At 62.4% G+C, this 20,413-nt stretch carries 18 protein-coding genes; 8 read left to right on the top strand and 10 right to left on the bottom strand.

Annotation, left to right across the window (positions count from 1 at the left end):
- Positions 1-11: 11 nt before the first annotated feature.
- A complete protein-coding gene (locus SM766_RS04445; protein WP_274828391.1) occupies positions 12-1,364 on the bottom strand; it encodes an MATE family efflux transporter in 1,353 nt (450 codons plus the stop codon).
- Between the two features lie 203 nt (positions 1,365-1,567).
- On the opposite strand from SM766_RS04445, the gene SM766_RS04440 reads away from it, so the two are divergent.
- On the top strand, positions 1,568-2,860 hold the full coding sequence (locus SM766_RS04440; RefSeq protein WP_368947054.1) for an alpha/beta hydrolase family protein: 1,293 nt from the start codon (positions 1,568-1,570) through the stop codon (positions 2,858-2,860).
- A 64-nt stretch (positions 2,861-2,924) separates the two neighbouring features.
- On the opposite strand, the gene SM766_RS04435 is transcribed toward SM766_RS04440, so the two are convergent.
- The 3 genes from SM766_RS04435 to ppk2 form a co-directional block, all read right to left on the bottom strand.
- Positions 2,925-3,875: a nickel/cobalt transporter gene (locus SM766_RS04435; protein WP_368947053.1), complete on the bottom strand. Its 951-nt coding sequence runs from the start codon at positions 3,873-3,875 to the stop codon at positions 2,925-2,927.
- A 1-nt stretch (position 3,876) separates the two neighbouring features.
- Positions 3,877-4,530 carry a DUF1007 family protein gene (locus SM766_RS04430; RefSeq protein ID WP_368947052.1) on the bottom strand — a complete coding sequence of 218 codons (654 nt, stop codon included), beginning with the start codon at positions 4,528-4,530 and terminating at the stop codon, positions 3,877-3,879.
- A gap of 73 nt (positions 4,531-4,603) precedes the next feature.
- Positions 4,604-5,542 carry a polyphosphate kinase 2 gene (gene ppk2 / locus SM766_RS04425; RefSeq protein ID WP_274828388.1) on the bottom strand — a complete coding sequence of 313 codons (939 nt, stop codon included), beginning with the start codon at positions 5,540-5,542 and terminating at the stop codon, positions 4,604-4,606.
- 165 nt (positions 5,543-5,707) lie between these two features.
- Here ppk2 and SM766_RS04420 point away from each other — a divergent pair, with 165 nt between their 5' ends.
- Positions 5,708-6,586, top strand: coding sequence for an alpha/beta fold hydrolase (locus tag SM766_RS04420; protein WP_368947051.1), 879 nt, complete (start codon positions 5,708-5,710; stop codon positions 6,584-6,586).
- 47 nt (positions 6,587-6,633) lie between these two features.
- Here the strand turns inward: SM766_RS04420 and SM766_RS04415 are convergent, their stop codons facing one another.
- Entirely contained in the window at positions 6,634-7,242 is a 609-nt protein-coding gene (locus SM766_RS04415) for a carboxymuconolactone decarboxylase family protein (protein ID WP_065270730.1), read from the bottom strand.
- Positions 7,243-7,318: 76 nt separating this feature from the next.
- Positions 7,319-8,734: a pyridoxal phosphate-dependent decarboxylase family protein gene (locus SM766_RS04410; protein WP_368947050.1), complete on the bottom strand. Its 1,416-nt coding sequence runs from the start codon at positions 8,732-8,734 to the stop codon at positions 7,319-7,321.
- Positions 8,735-8,880: 146 nt separating this feature from the next.
- Between SM766_RS04410 and parE the strand changes: the two genes are divergently transcribed.
- The 4 genes from parE (at position 8,881) to SM766_RS04390 (ending at position 13,100) form a co-directional block, all read left to right on the top strand.
- A complete protein-coding gene (gene parE / locus SM766_RS04405; protein WP_274835703.1) occupies positions 8,881-10,839 on the top strand; it encodes a DNA topoisomerase IV subunit B in 1,959 nt (652 codons plus the stop codon).
- A 9-nt stretch (positions 10,840-10,848) separates the two neighbouring features.
- Positions 10,849-11,400, top strand: a complete 552-nt coding sequence (locus SM766_RS04400; RefSeq protein ID WP_368947049.1) for a hypothetical protein — start codon at positions 10,849-10,851, stop codon at positions 11,398-11,400.
- 549 nt (positions 11,401-11,949) lie between these two features.
- Positions 11,950-12,366: a PaaI family thioesterase gene (locus SM766_RS04395; RefSeq protein WP_368947048.1), complete on the top strand. Its 417-nt coding sequence runs from the start codon at positions 11,950-11,952 to the stop codon at positions 12,364-12,366.
- Positions 12,367-12,419: 53 nt separating this feature from the next.
- Positions 12,420-13,100, top strand: a complete 681-nt coding sequence (locus SM766_RS04390; protein WP_274832522.1) for a hypothetical protein — start codon at positions 12,420-12,422, stop codon at positions 13,098-13,100.
- A gap of 15 nt (positions 13,101-13,115) precedes the next feature.
- Here SM766_RS04390 and SM766_RS04385 read toward each other — a convergent pair whose 3' ends face one another.
- The 3 genes from SM766_RS04385 to SM766_RS04375 all read right to left on the bottom strand — a co-directional run bounded on the left by SM766_RS04385 (position 13,116) and on the right by SM766_RS04375 (position 15,643).
- Positions 13,116-13,529 carry a c-type cytochrome gene (locus tag SM766_RS04385; protein WP_368947047.1) on the bottom strand — a complete coding sequence of 138 codons (414 nt, stop codon included), beginning with the start codon at positions 13,527-13,529 and terminating at the stop codon, positions 13,116-13,118.
- Positions 13,530-13,653: 124 nt separating this feature from the next.
- Entirely contained in the window at positions 13,654-14,364 is a 711-nt protein-coding gene (locus SM766_RS04380; protein ID WP_368947046.1) for an ABC transporter ATP-binding protein, read from the bottom strand.
- Positions 14,357-15,643, bottom strand: a complete 1,287-nt coding sequence (locus SM766_RS04375; RefSeq protein WP_368947045.1) for a lipoprotein-releasing ABC transporter permease subunit — start codon at positions 15,641-15,643, stop codon at positions 14,357-14,359. Before SM766_RS04375 ends, SM766_RS04380 begins: the two co-directional genes overlap by 8 nt.
- Before the next feature lie 446 nt (positions 15,644-16,089).
- Between SM766_RS04375 and SM766_RS04370 the strand changes: the two genes are divergently transcribed.
- Positions 16,090-17,313 carry a spondin domain-containing protein gene (locus SM766_RS04370; RefSeq protein WP_368947044.1) on the top strand — a complete coding sequence of 408 codons (1,224 nt, stop codon included), beginning with the start codon at positions 16,090-16,092 and terminating at the stop codon, positions 17,311-17,313.
- A 154-nt stretch (positions 17,314-17,467) separates the two neighbouring features.
- On the opposite strand, the gene proS is transcribed toward SM766_RS04370, so the two are convergent.
- Positions 17,468-18,823 (bottom strand): proline--tRNA ligase, encoded by a 1,356-nt coding sequence (gene proS, locus SM766_RS04365; RefSeq protein WP_368947043.1) that lies wholly within the window; start codon positions 18,821-18,823, stop codon positions 17,468-17,470.
- A gap of 170 nt (positions 18,824-18,993) precedes the next feature.
- Here proS and SM766_RS04360 point away from each other — a divergent pair, with 170 nt between their 5' ends.
- Positions 18,994-20,358 carry an FAD-dependent oxidoreductase gene (locus SM766_RS04360; RefSeq protein ID WP_274867212.1) on the top strand — a complete coding sequence of 455 codons (1,365 nt, stop codon included), beginning with the start codon at positions 18,994-18,996 and terminating at the stop codon, positions 20,356-20,358.
- Positions 20,359-20,413 lie beyond the last annotated feature (55 nt).

The raw sequence follows: 20,413 nt of genomic DNA, 5'->3' as shown, positions 1-20,413 counted from the left end.
CGTAACCCTGATCAGATCGCGGCGGCAGGTACCCTATGGGCGGCCTGACGCCAGAACCGGATCAGCAGGAAGAACCCGGCACAGCTGAGCCCCAGCGCCAGCCCGTACCAGACCCCGACACCGCCCCAACCGAAGGTAAAGCCGAACAGGTAGGAGGCCGGGATGCCGACCACCCAATAGCTGAGCGCGGCGATCACCATCGGAACGCCGGTGTCCTGCACCCCGCGCAACAGCCCCAGAACCACCACCTGCATACCATCCATCAGCTGAAACAGCGCCGCCGCGGCCAACAGCCCGGCCCCGATAAGCAGGATTTGTGGCTTGTCCGGATCCTCGGTGCCCAGAAACAGCGAAATCAGCGGATCCGGCGCGGTCAGGAACAGGATGATCGTCGCAACCGACATGGCCAGCGACAGGGCGATCACGACCTTCGCCCCACGCGCCATATGTGGCCAGTCGCGGCGCCCATAGGCGTTGCCGGACCGGATCGTCGCCGCATTGCTGAGACCGAGGTGCACCATGAAGGTGAGGCCCGACAGCGTGATCGCAATCCCATGCGCCGCCAGGGTGGCCGTGCCCAGCCAGCCCATCATCATCGCAGAGGCGGTGAACAGGCTGATCTCGCTGAGATTGGTCAGCCCGATCGGCACGCCAAGGCGGAAGACCTCTCGCAACATCTCCCAGTCGGGGCGGTGAAAATTACGCATCAGCTCGTGCTCGGCCAGCGCCTTCAGCGCATATGCAAGCACTGCCACCAGCGACACAAGCTGCGTCAGCACCGAGGCAATCGCCGCACCCGTAATGCCCAGCTCTGGCGCGCCCCAGTGGCCAAAGATCAGCGCATAGTTCACCACGGCATTGACGAGAGCCGCCAGCACCGTAACCCAAAGCACGACCTGCGTGCGCTCCAGCGCCGCCAGATAGGATTTCAACACCATCACCAGGAGCGCCGGGAACAACCCCCAGCCTGCAATACGCAGATAGGCCGAGGCATCCGCCGCCACCCCCGGTTTCTGCCCCAGCATCAACAACAACGGCTCGGAATACCACAGCACCGGCATCGCCAGAACGCCATAGGCCAGCGACAGCCACAACCCCATGCGGGTGGAGCGTCGGATCTGGCGCTCTTCCCCAGCGCCTGCTGCGGCCGCCACCAGCGGCATCACTGCAAAGGCAAAGCCAGCCCCCAGCATGAAAAAGACAAAGAAACAGGATCCGGCCAGCGTCACCGCCGCCAGTTCATCGACGCCATACCAACCCAGCATGATGGTATCGGTCATGTTGATCGCGAACTGGGCCACATGGCCACCGATCAGTGGCAGGCCCAGAACCGCCACGGCCCGGGCATGTGCACGATATGTCATCACAGTTTCCATGCTCTCGCATTAGGGCCGCCCGCCCCCTCTGGCAAGAGGTTACGTCTCATCTTGAAACGTTCCTCCCTGGCTGCCAGTCGAACACTGCCAAATCCGAATGACGCAGTGTCGCGCGGAAATTGCACAACATCCGCTACACATGTCGTGACCACGGGCTACCGTGGGGCCATTGGTTTCAACAGGAGAGCATTATGCGCGAACAGATTGCAGCGATCGGACTTGCGGCGGGACTGGCTGCGGGCACGGCGGCAGTGGCCGAAAACCGGATTGACCGGATCCGCCCCGATGCGCCCGAACTGGCGGCCTTTGGACCCCATCCGATCGGGGTACAGACGCTGACCTTCACCCATCCCGGACAACACGATATCCTTAATACAACGGCCGACAGTCAGCCGATCTATGACCGCCCTCTGACAGTCGAAGTCTGGTATCCGGCCGCCCCCGGCACCGAACCCGGCGGCAGCTATCGCACCGTCCTGCGTGATGGCGCGACCGAAGTCACGTTGCAGGGCCACGCTGCCCGCGCAGCAGAGCCCGCAACCGGCGCCCGCTTTCCGCTGGTGGTGATCTCTCACGGCTATCCCGGCAACCGCTTCCTGCTGTCGCATCTAGGCGAAAACCTGGCCTCCAAAGGCTATGTGACCGTCTCCATCGACCATACCGACAGCACTTACTCCGATCAGGCGGCCTTTGGCTCGACCCTGCTGAACCGCCCCATCGACCAGAGGTTCGTTATCGATCAGATGGCCGCGCTTGATGGCCCGCTGGGCGACATCACCGATGTCTCGCAGACCGGCGTGATCGGCTATTCCATGGGGGGCTATGGCGCCCTAATCTTTGCCGGGGCGGGCGTGACCCAAGCCTCGACCGAATACAGCTGGGGCACGCCCGCCGGGCTGTTGTCACGGCATCTGGTCGGATCGGACAGCCACAAGGCGCTGGTGGACGAGCGGGTCAAGGCGGTGATCTCCATCGGTCCCTGGGGCATGAACACCGGGTTCTGGGATGCCACCGGGCTGGCAGGCGTGGAAAAGCCGGTGATGATGATGGCAGGCAGCGCCGATGATGTGTCGAAATACCCCGCCATGCGGCAGATCTTCGAAGGCATGGTCAACACCGACCGGCATCTTCTGACCTTTGAGGCAGCCAACCATAATGCCGCCGCCCCGATGCCCGCCCCGATCGAAAGCTGGCAACCGGTGGAAACGCTCGATTTCGTGCCGTTTGAACACTATGCGGATGCGGTCTGGGACACCAACCGGATGAACAATATCGCACAGCATTTCGCCACGGCCTTCATGGATCTGCACTTGAAAGGCGCCAAGGACAAAGCCGCGTATCTGGAGGTGATCCCGCGCGCGGCGGATGGCGTCGTCGACACGGACGATGCGGGCAAGGAAGGCCCCGGTCATACCTATTGGAAAGGCTTTGCGCCGCGCACCGCGCAGGGGCTGACTTTTGAAACCCTGCCCAAAGGCGAATAGTAACTTAGAAAGCCAAGCCCCGCTGCCGGAGCAACCGGCTGGCGGGGCTGATCAGCACGACAGGTCAGATCGCCCGCGGCATGATCTGAAACGCCAGAAGCGCGATCACACCGCCCGCCAGCAGTTCCAGCCCCGCTGCCAACGCCAGCGCGCCGCGCCCCTGCATCCGGTCCAGTGCGCCCTGTCGCAGGCTGACCGAGGCAATGGCCACCGCCACAGTCACACTGGCCGTGCCAAGCCCCATGGCAAAGGCCCCGGCGATCCCCGCAGGCAGCACATCCATACGCCATGTCACCAGGAGCAGGAACACCGCGCCGGTACAGGGACGCAGCGCCACCGCGCCGATGATTGCCAGCGCATCGCGCAGCCCATGAACCTGTGCTGCCTCCTCCAATGTCGGACCATGCCGGTGACCGCAGCTTGGGCAGGCATCTGCTGAGTGATCATGGTCGTGGCTGTGCGCATGCCCGTGATCACAGGCGACAGCCTGCCCACCCATCCCGGCCTCGGCAAAGCCGCGCCGCGCGCGCATCAGGCGGCGCGCCCCGCGCTGGAACAGGTACACACCAACCAGCGCGATCAGACCATAGGACAGCGGCGCCAGAACCTCTTCGGCTATGCTGGTCATGCGCTCCCGGCCCCAATCCATCACGGTCAGGCCGCCCGCGACCAGCACGACCGCCGTCGCTGCCTGCGCCAGCGAGGAGGCCACCGCCAGCACCGCCAGCCGTCCCATGGCCACCGAGCGGTCCATACCGTAGCCGCCGATCACCAGCTTCCCGTGCCCCGGCCCTGCTGCGTGAAAGAACCCGTAAGCGAAACAGAGTGACAAAAGCGAGATCAGCGCACCCGGTTGACCGGCCTTCAGCGCCCGCAGGCCCCGCGCCAGCGCCGATTGCGCCTCGCGCTGGCCAGAAGCCGCCCAGCGCGCCACATCCTGCGCGCCGCCAAACCCCCAAAGCCAGATGGCAATGACAAGGACCGCGAGTGCGGCGAGTGCTGTAAAGGCCCGCATCTCAGTCCCCGCAGATCAGCTGCACTGTATCGGCAAAGGCCTCTCCGACCTCCGGATAGGCGGCCTCGGCCTGATCAGCAGGCATGGCATACAGCAGCTCTTCGACCAGCGTGTAGGCACGGTCGAGATCCGGTTCGGTGATTTCGGCCCGGCACCCTGCCCCGACCGAGACGCCCTGATTGACCGTATAGGCCGTGTAATAGGTGGGATCATAGGCCCGGATCACAACGGCCTCCGCCGGGACCGGCGCCTTCAGTCCGCGCCGGTGGCGGGTAGTGATCCGCCCGTCCACCACTTCGGTCGACAGGTGTTCAGGCGCCGTCAGGGCCAACGACGCGTCGTTCCGGGTCAGGTAGGTGTCCCCGTCGTAGCCTGCGCTCCAATTGAGATCAAAGCCTTTGAGGCGCGCCAGTTCATCGTCGGTCAGGACCCCGTCCGCATCCGGGTCCAGCCCCAGATCCTCGAAAATCAGCAGCGAATAGAATTCGTCGTAGGCCCAAGTGACCTCGACCGCCTCAAGCGCTCCGCCCGCGCCAATCTGCACCGCCAGACCGGTATCCACAAAGATATGCGGATGCGCCTGCACAGCAGCAGGCGCAAGAGCGACGCAGGTGGCAAAGACCGGCCCTGTAAGGCGTTTTTGCAGCGTTTTCATGTCCTTTGGTTTAGCCGCAAGCCCCGCTCCCAACAAGACGGCATCCCGCCGCGCCAAGGCGGATCGGCAAAGGTCAGCGCAGCCGGGAATTGGGGTGCAGCGCCTTGCCCAGAATATGGTCCGAGCGGTGGATCACATGATGTGCCTGACCGATGATTAGCGGATCCGGCGCCGTGGCGATTTCAGGGTCCTTTCCAGGATAATCCAGCGTGCTGAGGAAATGGCGCATGCAGTTCAGCCGCGCCCGTTTCTTGCAGTTGGATTTCACCACCGTCCACGGCGCATCTGCGGTGTCGGTGTAAAAGAACATCGCCTCTTTCGCCTCGGTATAGTCATCCCATTTGTCCAGCGAGGCCTTGTCGATCGGTGACAGCTTCCACTGTTTCAGCGGATCAGTCTCGCGCGATTTGAACCGGCGCAGCTGTTCGTCCTGCGTCACCGAGAACCAGTATTTGTAAAGCCGGATACCCGAGCGCACCAGCATCTGTTCCAGATCCGGCGTCTGGCGCATGAACTCCAGATATTCGCTCGGCTCGCAAAAGCCCATCACCCGCTCGACCCCGGCGCGATTGTACCAGGAGCGGTCATAAAGCACGATCTCGCCGCTGGTGGGCAGGTGTTGCAGGTAGCGTTGGAAATACCATTGCCCGCGCTCTTCGTCGGTCGGCTTGTTCAGCGCCACGACGCGTGCATGGCGGGGGTTCAGGTGCTCGGTAAAACGTTTGATCGTGCCGCCCTTGCCCGCCGCATCACGCCCTTCGAACAGCATGACGAACTTTTCCCCGGTCTCCAGCGCCCAGTGCTGCACCTTCAGAAGCTCCGCCTGCAGCTTTGCCTTCTCTTCTTCATAGGCTTTGCGGGCCATTTTGCGGGCATAGGGGTACTTGCCGCTTTCAAAGGCGCGGCGGATTTCCTCCGGCGCGGGCGGGCGCGGCGTAGCGCCTGGCTGGGGGGTGCTGGTGTTCGCGGCGGCTGGCCCTGCGGGAACTGGCTGTGCGGGGGGTGTGGACATATGGAACTCCTTACAATCACATTTGCCGCCAGCTTACCGGCTTTGCTGCGCGAACGCGCTGACCTGTATCAAAGGACTGGCGCAAATTGGGTGTCACGTGACGAAATCGTTGCGCCCTGTGCGGTCTGGCATCAGCCTGTTCTTGATAGCGCGGAGGATATCAGCATGCAGGCAGGTTTCGAGACACTGAACGGCAAAGCCTTTTTCGTCCGCCGCTGGGGCGACCCTGCCCTGCCGCCACTGCTGATGCTGCACGGGTTTCCCGAATATGGCGGCGCCTGGCAGGAACTGGCCGAACGCCTGTGCCACAGGTTTCACTGCATCGCACCGGATCAGCGCGGATATGGCCAAAGCTGGGCGCCGCAGGACGTAGGCGACTATGCCACTTCCAGATTGGTTGCCGACATGGCGGTTCTGATCCCAACGACCGGCGCCCCGGTCACCGTGCTGGGACACGACTGGGGTGCAGCAGTGGCCTATGGTCTGGCGATGTTCCGACCCAATCTGGTGTCGCGGCTGATCATCGCCAATGGTGTGCACCCCGTGCCCTTCCAGCGGGCGCTGGCTGCCGGTGGACCACAGGCCGCCGCCTCGCAATACATCGCGGACCTGCGGCGCGACGGATCGGAGGCAGATCTAATGGCCAATGATTTCGAAAAGCTACTGGCCCTGTTTGGTGCCCCGATGGATATGAGCTGGCTCAGCGGTGAACGGCTGGAGGCCTACAAGGTGGAATGGTCCCGCCCCGGACGCCTTCGCGGCATGGTGAACTGGTACCGAGCCTCGCCCTTGCAACTGGCCCAGCCCGGCAGCCCGATCCCAATGCCGGACCTGCCGCTGAACCGGTTGCAGGTTCCCCAGCCGCATCTGCTGATCTGGGGCGCGGATGACAGCGCCCTTTTGCCCGAAGCGACCGAGGGGCTTGAGGATTTCGCCCCCAACCTGGCACGCATCACCCTGGAGGGCTGCGATCACTGGCTGCACCATCAAAGACCCGATGAGATGAGCCATGCGATCCAGACATGGTCAGAGCAGAACGTCTGACTCGGGGCTGAATCGCAGGCGCATCTGTCTTGCGCCTTTGTCGCGACTTACTTGTGCCCCCAGTCGTTCGGATCTTCCGAATTGTTGGGGCTGAGCCCCAGCACATCGCCATCGGTCGAGCAGCCAAGCCCCAGAACGGTCCGGTTGGCGTAGGAAAAATAGGCTGTGACCTGATTGATTTCGAGGATCTCCCCATCGTCAAACCCGGCATTGCGCATCGCCTGAATGTCGGATTGCTCGACGCTGGCAGGCGCCTCGGTCAGCTTGCGGGCGTAGCCCATCGCAACCTTCTGCGCAGGCTCCAGCGGTGCCGCCTCGGGATCGCGCGCCTCGATCGCCGCCCGGATCGCCAGACCGCGTTCTTCGTCCTGCAACAGGCGCTGCAGGCCGGCAAAGTGATGCTCGACGCAATAGGCGCAGTCATTTAGAGAAGACACCCAGACGCCAAGCACCTCCAAGAACCACTTGGGAATGGTATTGCCGGTATGGTGCAGGACGTTCTTGTAGATCGCCATATGCCCTTCCATCGAATGCGGGCGCAGGCTGTGCACCATCATGATGTTATCGACATTGCCGCCCGGCCCGGTCACCCGATCATAAAGTTTCTTCAGCTTCCCGGTGGCCTCGTCAAAGGGGACGGTTCTGATCCACGCCATATGCACTCTCCTCTTGCTTTGCGGCAGCTTACCCAACCGCAGCGCCGGGGAAAGAGGCAAAGCCGAAACGAAGTGATCACAAATCGGACAGTCCTGCCCGGCGCGCCACCGCGGCAATGGCCGCAGTGATATCCTCGTCCCGCGTGCGGTGGTTCGTCAGCGCGGCGCGCAGCAGGACCCGGCCCCCCATGCGTGTGGTGGAAAACACAGCCTCACCGCTTTCCTGCAGGTCCTGAGCTATTGCAGTATTAAGCCGCGTTTGCTCCGCAGCAGGCAGATCCTTCCGCGCGGTGAAGACGCAGACGTTCGACACCACCGCAGCGCCCAGCGCCATGCGCGGCTGTTTCTCGACCTCATCGGCCATCAGAGCCGCAAGTCGGCAATTGTCGGTAATCGCTGCGGCAAACGCCTCTTCACCATGCATTTCCAGCGCGCACCAGACCTTGAGGCCCCGATTGCCGCGTGACAGATCGATGCCATAGTCACAATACCACGGATCGCCGCCTGCCAACCCGCGCTCGGCGCCCTCCAGATAGGCTGGGCGGGCGGCAAAGGCGGCGCGATGAGCGGCCTCATCCGCGATCAGAACCAGACCGCAGTCATAGCCCACATACATCCATTTGTGGAAATCCAGCGCAATACTGTCGGCCCGCCCGATCCCGTTGCTGAGGCAGCGCCATGGCTCTGCCGCGATGCGCGTCCAGGCGCCAAAGGCCCCGTCCACATGCAGCCACAGCCCGTGATCCGCTGCCAGATCCGCAAGAGCGTTCAGATCGTCGAACAGGCCCAGATCCACAGAGCCAGCAGTCCCGACAAGAAGAAAGGGAACCGCACCTGCTTCCCGGTCCGCCGCGATCATGTCGGCCAGCGCCGCGGGGTCCATCTGCCCGTCCACCAGTGGCACCTGCCGCAGGTTCTCCGCGCCCACCCCGATCAGCTCCAGCGCCTTGCGGGTCGCATTATGCACCCCGACGCCTGCATAGGCCGTGAGCCGCACCGCGCCCTGCCCTGTCTGGCGCACCTCGGGCAAGGCCCGCACCCGCGCGGCCTGAAAGGCAATCACCGTTGCCTGCGACGTGCCCGTGGTCAGAACGCCACTGGCGCCCTCTGGCATCCCCATCCGGCGGCGGGTCCAGTCGATCACAGCGCGCTCCATATAGACGGCGCCGTGATCGCGCCCGCCGACATTGGCATTGACCACCGCGCCCGCCATGCCCGCGATCAGGTCGGAAGCCAGCCCAGAGCCCTGCACCCAGCCCCAAAACCGGGGATGCACATTGCCGCCATGATGCGGCAGCACATCCTGTTCGATCCGTCCCACCAGATCACCGCCCTGCCCTATCCGGTAGCGCGCAGGCAGATCTTCGGGAACCGGTTGCCAGGGACGGTCACGGATCTGTTCCAGTTGGTCCAGCGATGCCTCCAGCATCCGGTGCGCCTCGGCACGGAATGCGGTCCAGTCCTTTGGGTCCAGCCCATCACCCTTGCTCATGCCCGCCCCCTCTCTCGCGCGATTTGCCTCCTTACATGGCACAGCGCCGCAGGGTTATCCACAGGCCCCGTCGCCCTCTTCCCCGCGGCGCTGACACCTGCCATAATGCCCCTTAACCAAAAGCAACCAAGAGCAGCCCGAAACAGATGGCCAACGATCTCCTGAGCACGCCTGACGCCGAAACCTATGACGCCTCCTCGATCGAGGTTCTGGAGGGGCTTGAACCCGTCCGCCAGCGGCCCGGCATGTATATCGGCGGCACGGACGAACGCGCGCTGCACCACATGGTGGCCGAGATCCTCGACAACTCGATGGACGAGGCGGTCGCCGGCCATGCCAACCGGATCGAGGTAGAGCTGCACGCCGATTACTCGGTCACCATCCGCGACAACGGCCGCGGCATCCCGATCGACCCGCACCCCAAATTTCCCGACAAATCCGCGCTTGAGGTGATCCTCTGTACCCTGCACGCGGGCGGCAAATTCTCGGGCAAGGCCTATCAGACCTCGGGCGGCCTGCACGGGGTTGGCTCCTCGGTGGTGAACGCCCTGTCTGATCTGATGGTCGTTCAGGTGGCCAAGAACAAGGAGCTGTTCGAACAGCGCTTCTCCCGCGGGATTCCGCAGGGGCCGGTGGAAAAGGTCGGCGCGGCCCCCAACCGGCGCGGCACATCGGTCACCTTCCACGCGGATGAGCAGATCTTTGGCTCGCACCGCTTCAAGCCCAAGCGGCTGATGACGCTGGTGCGCTCCAAGGCCTACCTCTTCTCGGGCGTGGAAATCCGCTGGAAATCCGCCATCGACGACGGTGAAACCCCGACCGAGGCGACCTTCCACTTCCCCGGCGGGCTCAGGGATTACCTCTCCGAGGTGCTGGGTAAGGCCACGACCTATGCCGATGCGCCTTTTGGCGGCAAGGTGGAGTTCCGCGAAAAATTCGGCGAGCCGGGCTATGTGGAATGGGCGATCAACTGGACGCCCGCCCGCGACGGCTTCATCCAGAGCTACTGTAACACCGTCCCCACCCCTGAAGGCGGCACCCATGTCGCCGGTTTCTGGGCCGCGATCCTGAAAGGCATCAAGGCCTATGGCGAGCTGGTCGGCAACAAGAAGGCCACGCAGATCTCGCGCGAAGACCTGATGACCGGGGGCTGCGCGCTGGTTTCCTGCTTTATCGCGGACCCCGCATTCGTCGGCCAGACCAAGGACCGCCTGTCGACCGAAAGCGCCAGCAAGATGGTGGAAAACTCGGTCCGCGACCACTTTGACAACTGGTTGGCCGCCGATACCAAATCGGCTGGCGCCATCCTCGATTTCCTGATCCTGCGGGCCGAGGAGCGCCTGCGCCGCAAGCAGGAGAAAGAGACCCAGCGCAAGAGCGCCACCAAGAAACTGCGCCTGCCGGGCAAGCTGACCGATTGCACGTCAAAAGACCGGCGCGGCACCGAACTCTTCATCGTGGAGGGCGACTCGGCCGGTGGCTCGGGCAAGGGCGCGCGCAGCCGTGAATATCAGGCGCTGCTACCGCTGAAGGGTAAGATCCTGAACGTTCTGGGCGCGGCCTCGAACAAGCTCGGCTCGAACCAGGAGATCAGTGACCTTTGCGAGGCGCTGGGGGTTGGCCTTGGCACCAAGTTCAACCTCGATGATCTGCGCTATGACAAGATCATCATCATGACCGATGCGGATGTCGACGGCGCGCATATCGCCTCGCTGCTGATGACCTTCTTCTTCACCCAGATGCGGCCACTGATCGATGGCGGTCACCTCTACCTCGCCTGCCCGCCCCTGTTCCGCCTGACGCAAGGCGCGAAACGGGTCTATTGCCTGGATGAGGCAGAGCGGGACAAATGGCTGGAAAAGGGTCTGGGCGGCAAGGGCAAGATCGATGTTTCCCGCTTCAAGGGTCTGGGTGAAATGGATGCCAAGGACCTGAAAGAGACCACGATGGACCCCAAGACCCGCAAGCTGATCCGGGTCACCATCGACGAGGACGAACCGGGCGAGACCGGCGATCTGGTGGAGCGTCTGATGGGTAAGAAACCCGAGTTGCGGTTCCAGTATATTCAGGAGAACGCGAAGTTCGTGGAGGAGCTGGATGTTTAGGAGACAAAATTGATCTGGGAAAGTAGCTATTGGAAAAAGCCGCTATTGCGAGCTTCGACAAAGATTACAGAACTCTCACAAACACCCAATCCGTCAGATGATGATCTCGGCAATCTAGAGTACCTTGCAATGAATGGCTTCTACGCCATCAGAAAACTCTTAGAGGCCGAAACCAAACTTTCGAGAACCACTAGCGAAGGGCATTATCGATCAAAACGCTATCCTCTCAGGCAGGAACACGCAGAATCAAAGAAATACCCCGATAGAATATTCAATAAATCCCCGAACCATTATTATGATTTGGCCAATCCCATTCAGGCCTCGTCCAACCTAGCCTACATTTGTAACCAGTTCATCCACTCATATGTGTTCGTGTTCTCAACAGACGCAAAGGGGCAGTTGGACGGCATTTTTCTCAGCTCAGATCGAGATCGCAAGACTCACTGCAATTACATAAGCTTAAAAGAGGTATCTAGAATTTTCAAAATCGTCGGAGAAGACTATCCTACCGATGCGCTGCTGGTACGCAACGGTGACGGTGATTGGAAAGTTCTAATGTAGCCAGCTTGCACTTCCCAAGGACCGCGCCTGACCTTGGGGAGGCGTAAAGCGCCTTCCCGGGGGGAAGGTCAGGCGCGGGCCGTGCGGCTACGCGCCACGCCCCAACGGGTACCCAGCAGGCGGTGCCTCTTGGGGCAAGTGTTTCGGCGTGGGGCTCCGCCCGTTCTTACCCCAAACAGTGCCCCGCACTGTTTGCCGCTACGCGGTCCGGGACGAACTCCCGAGGGGAAGGTTAGGCGCGGGCCGTGCGGCTGACGCCTCACGCCCCAAGGGACCACCTTGCAGGCGGTGTATCTTGGGGCATGTGTTGAAGCGTGGGGCTCCGCCCGTTCTCGCCTCAAACAGTCCCCCGGACTGTTTGTCCCTTCGGGATCCGGCGTGAACCCTGGATGTAAGGCCAGGCGCGGGCCGTGCGTCTGACGCCTTACGTCCCAAGAGGTACCCAGCAGGCGGTGCATCTTAACTTCCCTCCTCCCTAGGCTGCCTGAAATCACCGTGGCTTTCGCGCGGGTCAGCGGCTAACCTCCGGCGCAAAACAGGGAGACAGACATGACCGCCACCATGACCGCCGCGGATCTGCAATCCGTTCTGGCCGAAGGCTTTGCTGATTGGGTGCAGGCGCTGGATCTGACCGTCACCGCGGCCAGCCCGGAGGAGACCACCCTGCGCATGCCGCTGACGCCGAACCTGGCGCGCATGGGCGGCATCGTCTCGGGACAGGCGCTGGCGGCGCTGGCCGATACTTCGATGGTGCTGGCGGCCTTTGCTCATCAGGGCGGCGTGCGCCCGCTGGCGACAACGGACCTTCACACGCAATTCCTGCGCCCCGGGGTGGGCAGCGCGATCCTCTGCCGGGCGCAGGTGGTGCGGGCAGGCAAGGCGCTGGTCTTTGCCCGCGCCGAGATGAGCGAAGAGGACAGCGGCAAACTGGTCGCCACCGCCACAGCCAGCTTCTTTGCCGCCTGAGCGCGGGCGCAAAACGGCTATACCGCCCTTCCTTGCTGCGCTAGCGTGACCTCATGATCCTGCGTCTTTTCCTGATTGCCCTGATCCTCGCATCCTGCGGGCGCGAGCTGACGCAGCAGGAGCGTGCCTTTCTGTCGGACATTCACGGCAGCGACCTGAAGCCGGAAAAGGTACGCATCATGGACGGTGCGCCGGTGGCCGCGACCACCTTCCGCCGCAAACCGCGCCCGCGCGTGGCCTGCCGCGAACGTATCCTGCCGCCAGTGAAGGACGAGATCGTCACATCCTCCCCCGCAGCGGTGACGCTGTTCAACCGGATCTATTATATCCGCGACTGGTACACCGAGAATTACCTGCCCGCCTACCCCGAGCGCCTGTATCTGGTGGAGGCGATGCTGCTGGCCCATGAGGTGACCCATGTCTGGCAATGGCAGAACCGGGCCCGCACCGGATATACCCCACTGCGGGCCGCAGCCGAGCATCGCGGCAACCCCGATCCCTATCTGTTCGAACTGGACCAGAGCCCCGATTTTCTGAGCTATGGCTATGAACAACAAGGCGCCATCGTCGAGGAATACGTCTGCTGCCGCGCATTGGCGCCGCAGGGCGCCCGCACCCAGCGTCTGCATGCCATGCTGAAGGATGTGATGCCGGTTTCGGACCTGCCGCAAAGCCGCCAGAGCGACGTCTACCTGCCCTGGAAAGGCGCCGATCTGCGCGGCATCTGTAGCTGAGGCATATGCTGCGGCTCAGCCTTCGGCCTGGATGCTTTCGAGGTAGGTCATCAGCGCGGCCAGCGGGCGCGGTGTCGGCGTCAGGGTGCCTTCGACCTCAACCGGAATCAGCTCGCCTTCCAGCAGGGCGCCGAATTCCGGCATGTATTCGGCGCTGACCTTGCCGCGTCCGTAGCCATCGATCTGCGACAGCACTGCAGCGCGCGGGAACGCACCGTCATGGCGCGCGTTGATCTTGCGCAGGTCGGGCGCATCAAGCGTGGTCTCACGCTGGGCGATATCACCATTTTCGCCATGGCACAGCGCGCAGTTCTGATTGAACAGAATCTGTCCTTCCTGCGCGGTAGGCATACTGTTGACGATTTCGGTGCAGGCCACGGCAAACCCGGCCACAAGCGGCAGCATGCAAAGGATCGTTTTGGTCTTCATGGCATCGTTCCTGTCGTTCTGGCCGCAACCGTCTCAGTCAGGGGCACTGTAACCGGCAGGTTTTGCAGCGTAAACCGGCCGCGGCAGAGATGCACCCAGAAACCGGGGCCGCGTGCGCGCGGGCCTATTGCGGCGCGGCCGCCACCGCCCCTTCCTCCAGATGCAAAACCCGGTCCATCCGCGCGGCAAGGTCAAGGTTATGGGTCGCAATCAGCGCCGACAGGCCAGAACTGCGCACCAGATCCATCAAGACGCCAAAAACCTGATCCGAAGTCCTCGGGTCCAGATTTCCGGTCGGCTCGTCCGCCAGCAGCACACGCGGCTGGTTGGCCAGAGCCCGGCAAAAGGCAACCCGCTGCTGCTCGCCCCCGGACATTGCTGCCGGACGGTGCCCGGCGCGGGCCGAAAGGCCGACAAGATCCAGCAACTCTGCCGCACGCGCCCGAGCCGCCTTCTGACTGGCGCCATTGGCCAGTTGCGGCAGGACGATGTTTTCTGCGGCGGTGAATTCGGGCAACAGGTGGTGGAACTGGTAGATAAAGCCCACATCGCTACGCCGCAGACCGGTGCGCGCCCGCTCGCCCAGCCCGGTGACATCCTGCCCGCCGATACACAGGCTGCCCTCGTCCGGGGTATCCAGCAGACCGGCGATATGCAGAAGGGTCGACTTGCCTGCGCCAGACGGCGCGACAAGGGCCACGACCTCGCCCGGTTTCAGGGACAGATCGACGCCCCGCAGCACATCCACCTGCGCCGTGCTGCCCCGGTTATAGGACTTGCTGATGCCTTTCAGCTCCAGCGCCAATGCGGCTGCCTGCGATACCTGATCATTCATAGCGCAGGGCCTCCACCGGGTTCAGCCGGGCCGCCCGCCGGGCCGGAAAGATCGTCACCACGAAGGACAGGCCAAGCGACAGGGCAACGGCCGAGAGCACATCGGGCAGGTTCAGCTCTGCCGGAAGCGCATAGATGCCCCGGATCGACGGATCCCAGACCCCGCCGCCCATTGCGTAGTTCACGAAGGAGAAGATCTGATCAATATAGATCGCGAAGAGGCAGCCCAAGACCACACCGCAAAGCGTTCCAATCACACCGGTAAAGGCACCACAGATGAAGAACACCCGCATCACCGATCCTTCGCTCAGGCCGATGGTGCGCAGGATACCGATATCGCGGCCCTTATTCTTGACCAGCATGATCAGCCCCGAAACGATGTTCATCGTGGCGATCAGCACCAGAATGGACAGGATTATGAACATCACGTTGTCCTCCACCTCCAGCGCGCGCAGGAACCCACCCGAGGCATCGCGCCAGGTCCAGGCCCCGATCCCCTGTCCCGCCGCGCGCAGCAGCGGCAGCACCAATAGATCGACCTTTTCCGGGTCAGCCACCATGACCTCGATCTCGTCAGCAACGCCTTCCCGGTTGAAGAACGCCTGCGCCGCGTCAAACGGCATATAAAGCCGGGTGCGGTCGATGTCATAGCGCCCTGCCGTGAAGATATAGACCACCTCATAGGCGTTGATGCGCGGGCTGGTACCAAAGGGGGTCTTGACCCCGTTGGGAGAGATCAGCTTGATCCGGTCGCCGACACTGACGCCTAGTTCGCGCGCCACGCCGGACCCGATCGCCACGCCATCCCCGAACCGCTCCAGATCGCCAAGGCTTTCCTCGCTTTGGGCGACGCCGGGAATGGCCTCCAGATCCGCGGCAGCGATACCAAAGACCTCGACCCCAGCATTGCGCTGGCGCAGGTTGGCCATCACCTGCCCCTTGATCAGCGGCGCGGCGCGGATCACACCGGGCACCTGCGACGCAGCTGCGGCCATCTCGGCGTAGTCTTCCAAGGTCCGGTCGATATTGCCCTCTGCCGTGACCTGCCCATGAGAATAGAGCGTCACATGCGCGTTGGCGCCCAGGATGGTGCCGACAAACTCAGACCGGAAGCCCGAGCGCACCGCCAACGTGGCGATCAGCGCAAATACCGCCAGAGTGATCCCGATCAGGCTGATCCAGGTCATCACGCTGACGCCGCCCTCGGCCCTGCGCGCGCGCAGGTAGCGCCAGGCGATCATCCATTCAAAACGTGAAAACGGCGGAGGTGTCGTGGCCATGTGTGGTCCTGCCCGGGAGATTTGCGGACAACCTGTGCTGTCCGGCGTGCAGGGTCAAGGCAAGGCTGCATTGCCAAGGCGGTTTTGGTTTCGTGGCTGGCCATCTCGCGACGGTTCCGCGCGACGGCGGGTCCCCTGCCCTCACTCTGGAAGCCACCAAGAGACGCGCGCTCCCCACTTACGTAATTCTACTTAAGATTGCAGAAATTGCCGATTCATCCGATTGTATATATTCAAATATGTCCGAATACATCGGCGTCAAAATTTCACCTGAAACGTTACTTTTTCGTTTACTTTCAGTATTTTAATTACCCACAAAGTAACCATTTCGTGACTTCACCCCCAGGATCACAGCGACGTCAGAGACTGTGAGGGAGCCTCCCCTTGGCATCTCCACAATTCCCCCAGAAAGTGCACAAACTTCAATTCAAACTGAGGATAACTCAATGACCGATCTTCGCATCGTCGCAACCAACACCTCTGCCCACGGCGGCACCTACACGACCCCTTTCTGGTTCGCCGCCCACGACGGCAGCTTTGACCTCTACAACACCGGCGAAGCTGCATCGGCTGCTCTGGAAGCCCTGGCCGAAGACGGTAACTTCGCTCCGGCAAACGAAGCGGTTGTGGCCGCAGACGCGGATGCCGTAACCGGCGCAGTGCTGGGTGCAGGCACCCCGCCGATTCTGGCACCGGGCGAAACCGCAACCGCAGAATTCTCCGTCGACGGTTCCTCCAACGGTCACCTGTCGCTGGCCGCAATGGTCATCCCCTCGAACGACGCCTTTGTCGGCACCGCAGACTCGCTGCAACTGTTCGACGAAAACGGCCACTTCATGGGCGAGCAAAACATCTCCTTCGCAGGCAGCGACGTGCTGGATGCGGGCACCGAAGTGAACTCCGAGATCGCAGAAGAAGTGCCGCTCCTGGGCCAGATGGCTGCCAACACCGGCACCACCGAAGGTGGCGTCGTCGGCGCGCATGAAGGTTTCCTGCCCGAAGGCGAAGGCAACATCCTGGGCGGCACCAACGCGCTTGGCGAACACATCGACGCGGTTGCAGCAGACTTCACCCGTGAGGGTGCTCAGATCGCCGACATCCACATCAACGAATACGCTGTGACCGAAGGCTCCAATGGTTTTGACTTCTTCCGTGGTTCCTCCGTGGATGATCTGGTCAACGGCGCCGGTGGCCGTGACGTTCTGATCGGCCGTGGCGGCTGGGACGAGCTGGACGGCGGCGAGGGCAACGATGTCCTGATCGGCAACAGCGGCAACGACATGCTGACCGGCGGCGAAGGTAACGACATCCTGAAAGGCGGTAGCGGTAGCGACACTCTGGACGGTGGCGCTGGTCGCGACATCCTGAAAGGCAACAAGGGCAGCGACGTGCTGGACGGTGGCGCTGGCCGTGACCGCATGAACGGCGGCCACGATGCGGACCTCTTTGTGTTCCAAACCGGCTACGACCGTGACCGCATCATTGGCTTCGATGCGAACGAAGACACGATCGCGCTGCACATCGAAGGCGTCGAAAGCTTTGACGATCTGAGCGGTCTGGCCACCGACCACGGCAACCGCACCATCCTCGACTTCGGAGAAGGCGATGCGCTGGTAATCAAGGGTGTGACCTTTGATGAGCTGAGCGCAGCTAACTTCGACTTCCTCTAAGCAGGCGAGCGCAGCAAGCTTTTCGGTTTGCTGCGCAACGTCCTGTAGGAATGGCGATAGATACAAAAAGGGGGGCATCACTGCCCCCCTTTTCCATTTCAGTCTCGCGTTTGGAGGTTTCAGCCTAGTACCTCAACCCTCTGCGCGCCGCCGCTCAGAAGCCGCGGCCCGAGGCGTGCTCGGCGTAGATCTCGGCGATCTTTTTCACGGCGTCTTCCGGGGGCAGTTCCACGCTTTCGCCAGTCCGGCGCGAGGTGAGTTCCACCACGCCGTTCTTCAGCCCGCGCGGACCGACCGTAATACGCCAGGGCAGACCGATAAGATCCATGGTGGCGAATTTGCCGCCCGCGCGTTCCTTGCGGTCATCATACAGCGGGTCAAGACCAACCGCAGTCAGCGCGGCATAGATCTTGTCACAGGCCGCGTCGGCTTCTTCATCGCCTTGCTTCAGGTTGACGATACCGCAGTGGAACGGGGTCACGCCTTCAGGCCAGATGATTCCCTTATCGTCGTGGCTTGCTTCGATGATCGCGCCGACCAGACGGGAAACACCGATGCCATGGCTGCCCATGTGTACGGGGATGGATTTGCCATCGGGGCCTTGCACCGTTGCCCCCATCGGTTCGGAATATTTAGTGCCGAAGTAGAAGATCTGACCAACCTCGATACCACGAGCACTGCGCTGACGCTCGGCCGGGATCTGGTCGAACAGCGCCGCGTCGTGGGTTTCGTCGGTCCGGGCATAAAGGGCGGTGAATTCTTCCATTACTGCGCGGCACTGGTCGTGATCATCATAGTCGATATTGCGCTGGCCAAGGCGGATATCGGTCACCGCGCTGTCGTAGAACACTTCGCTCTCGCCTGTGTCGGCCAGCACCAGGAACTCATGCGTGTCATCGCCGCCAATGGGGCCAGAGTCCGCGCGCATCGGGATCGCCTGCAACCCCATGCGCTCATAGGTACGCAGGTAGCTGACCAGATGACGGTTATAGGCGTGCAGCGCGTCTTCCTTGGTCAGGTCGAAGTTATAGCCGTCCTTCATGTAGAATTCGCGTCCCCGCATCACGCCGAAACGCGGGCGGATCTCGTCGCGGAATTTCCACTGGATCTGGTACATGGTCAGCGGCAGATCCTTGTAGCTGCTGACATGGCTGCGGAAGATATCGGTGATCAGCTCTTCGGCGGTGGGTGTGAACAACAGATCGCGCTCGTGCCGGTCGGTGATGCGCAGCATTTCTTCGCCATAGGCATCATAGCGGCCGCTTTCGCGCCACAGGTCTGCCGATTGCATGGTGGGCATCAGCACCGGGATATGGCCCGCGCGCATCTGTTCCTCATGGACGATGCCTTCGATTTTCTTCAAAACCTTGAAGCCCAGCGGCAGCCAGGAATAGATCCCGGCGGCGGACTGTTTGATCATGCCGGCCCGCAGCATGTAGCGGTGGCTGACGATCTGGGCCTCTGAAGGCGTCTCTTTCAGAACAGGCAGGAAGTAACGGGACAGGCGCATGTCGCTCTCATTCGTTCAAAGGGGTTTTCAAGCGGTCTAAGCCATCGCCGCGCCTCAGGCAATCGGGCTTTGGAGTGGCGGCAGCGGACAAACCGGATATTAGCCCGGAAACCACTTGAACCACTGGTCAGTTTTGTAAATGCTGGTTCAAATTTATTGCGGAGGCCCAGATGCGCGACACCATTACCGAACCCGCCCGGGAAATCCCCGTCGTGCATCGCACCGATGTGCTTGTCGTAGGCTCTGGCCCCGGCGGGCTGGCGGCGGCACTGGCAGCAGCGCGCTGCGGGGTCGATGTGACCCTGCTGGACCGGTTCGGCTGCTTTGGCGGCAATATCACCGCTGTCGGCGTCGAAGGTTTTGCCTGGTACCGGCACGAGCAGACGGTCGAGGCCGGTGGCATCGGCTGGGAATTCGAGGAACGCGCCAAGGCGATGGATGCTGCCGTGCCGGAAAGCCAGTCTCTGTCTTACGAACTGGACGCCGAAGGCTTCAAACTGGTCGCCGATAGACTGGTCGAGGAAGCAGGCATTCACCCGATGCTGCACCGCATGTTCGTGGCCCCGATCCGCGAAGGCAACCGGATCACCGGCGTGATCGTCGAATCAAAGGCAGGGCGCGAGGCGATCCTGGCGCAACGAGTGATCGATGCGACAGGAGACGCCGATATCGCGCAGATGATGGGCGCCCCCACCATAAAGACACCGGTCGAGGAAATGCAGGCCGCTAGCGTGATGTTCCACATCGCAGGTGTCGACAAGCAAAAGTTCATGGAAGGGGTCAAGGCCGACCCGCAGACCTACAGGGACTGGTCCACCGGGGAGTGGGAGGTGGAGACCTCCGGCAAGGAGGATGAGATGTTCTCTCCCTTCCTCGCCAAGCCCTTTGCGCAGGCGCTGCGCGACGGGCTGATCCCTGCGCATCTCAATACCATCGGGGGCACCTGGGGGGCTGTTCATGACAGTGGTGAGATGACCTATATGAATCTGGTGCATCTGGCAGGCTGCGACGGCACCGACCCGGACAGCATGACCCGGTTCGAGATCGAAGGACGCAAGCAGGCCATGCACGCGATCAATGCGCTGAAGGCCTATACGCCTGGCTGCGAAGGCGCGCGGCTGCGCAATTTCGGCATGACCATCGGCATCCGTGACACCCGCAAGATCGACGCCCATCACAACATGACCGAGGATGAGACCCGCAATCAGGGCCGGTTCGAAGACACCATCGGCATCTACCCGGAATTCATCGACGGCTATGGCATCCTGATCCTGCCCACCACCGGGCGCTATATGCAGATTCCCTATCGCGCCATGCTGCCCAAAGGGGTGGAAAACCTGCTGGTGACGGGCCGCGCCATCGGCGGCGACAAGGTCGCCCATGCCGCCACCCGCAACATGGCCTGTTGCGCGGTGGCCGGTCAGGGCGCGGGCGTTGCCGCGGCACTATCCGTCAAATCCGCCTGCAGCCCGCACGCGGTGGACATTGCCGCCGTACAAGGTGAACTGACCCGTCAGGGCGTGCGCATCCACTGACGCAGACCGTGCAGAAACGCCCCTGCCCTACCCGGTACTCATTTGGCGGCACTTG

The sequence above is a fragment of the Pseudophaeobacter sp. A-200-2 genome (assembly GCF_041008815.1).
Taxonomy (GTDB): domain Bacteria; phylum Pseudomonadota; class Alphaproteobacteria; order Rhodobacterales; family Rhodobacteraceae; genus Phycobacter; species Phycobacter gallaeciensis_A.
Note: the sequence above shows the minus strand (reverse complement) of the source record. Positions and strands in the feature narration are given on the sequence as shown.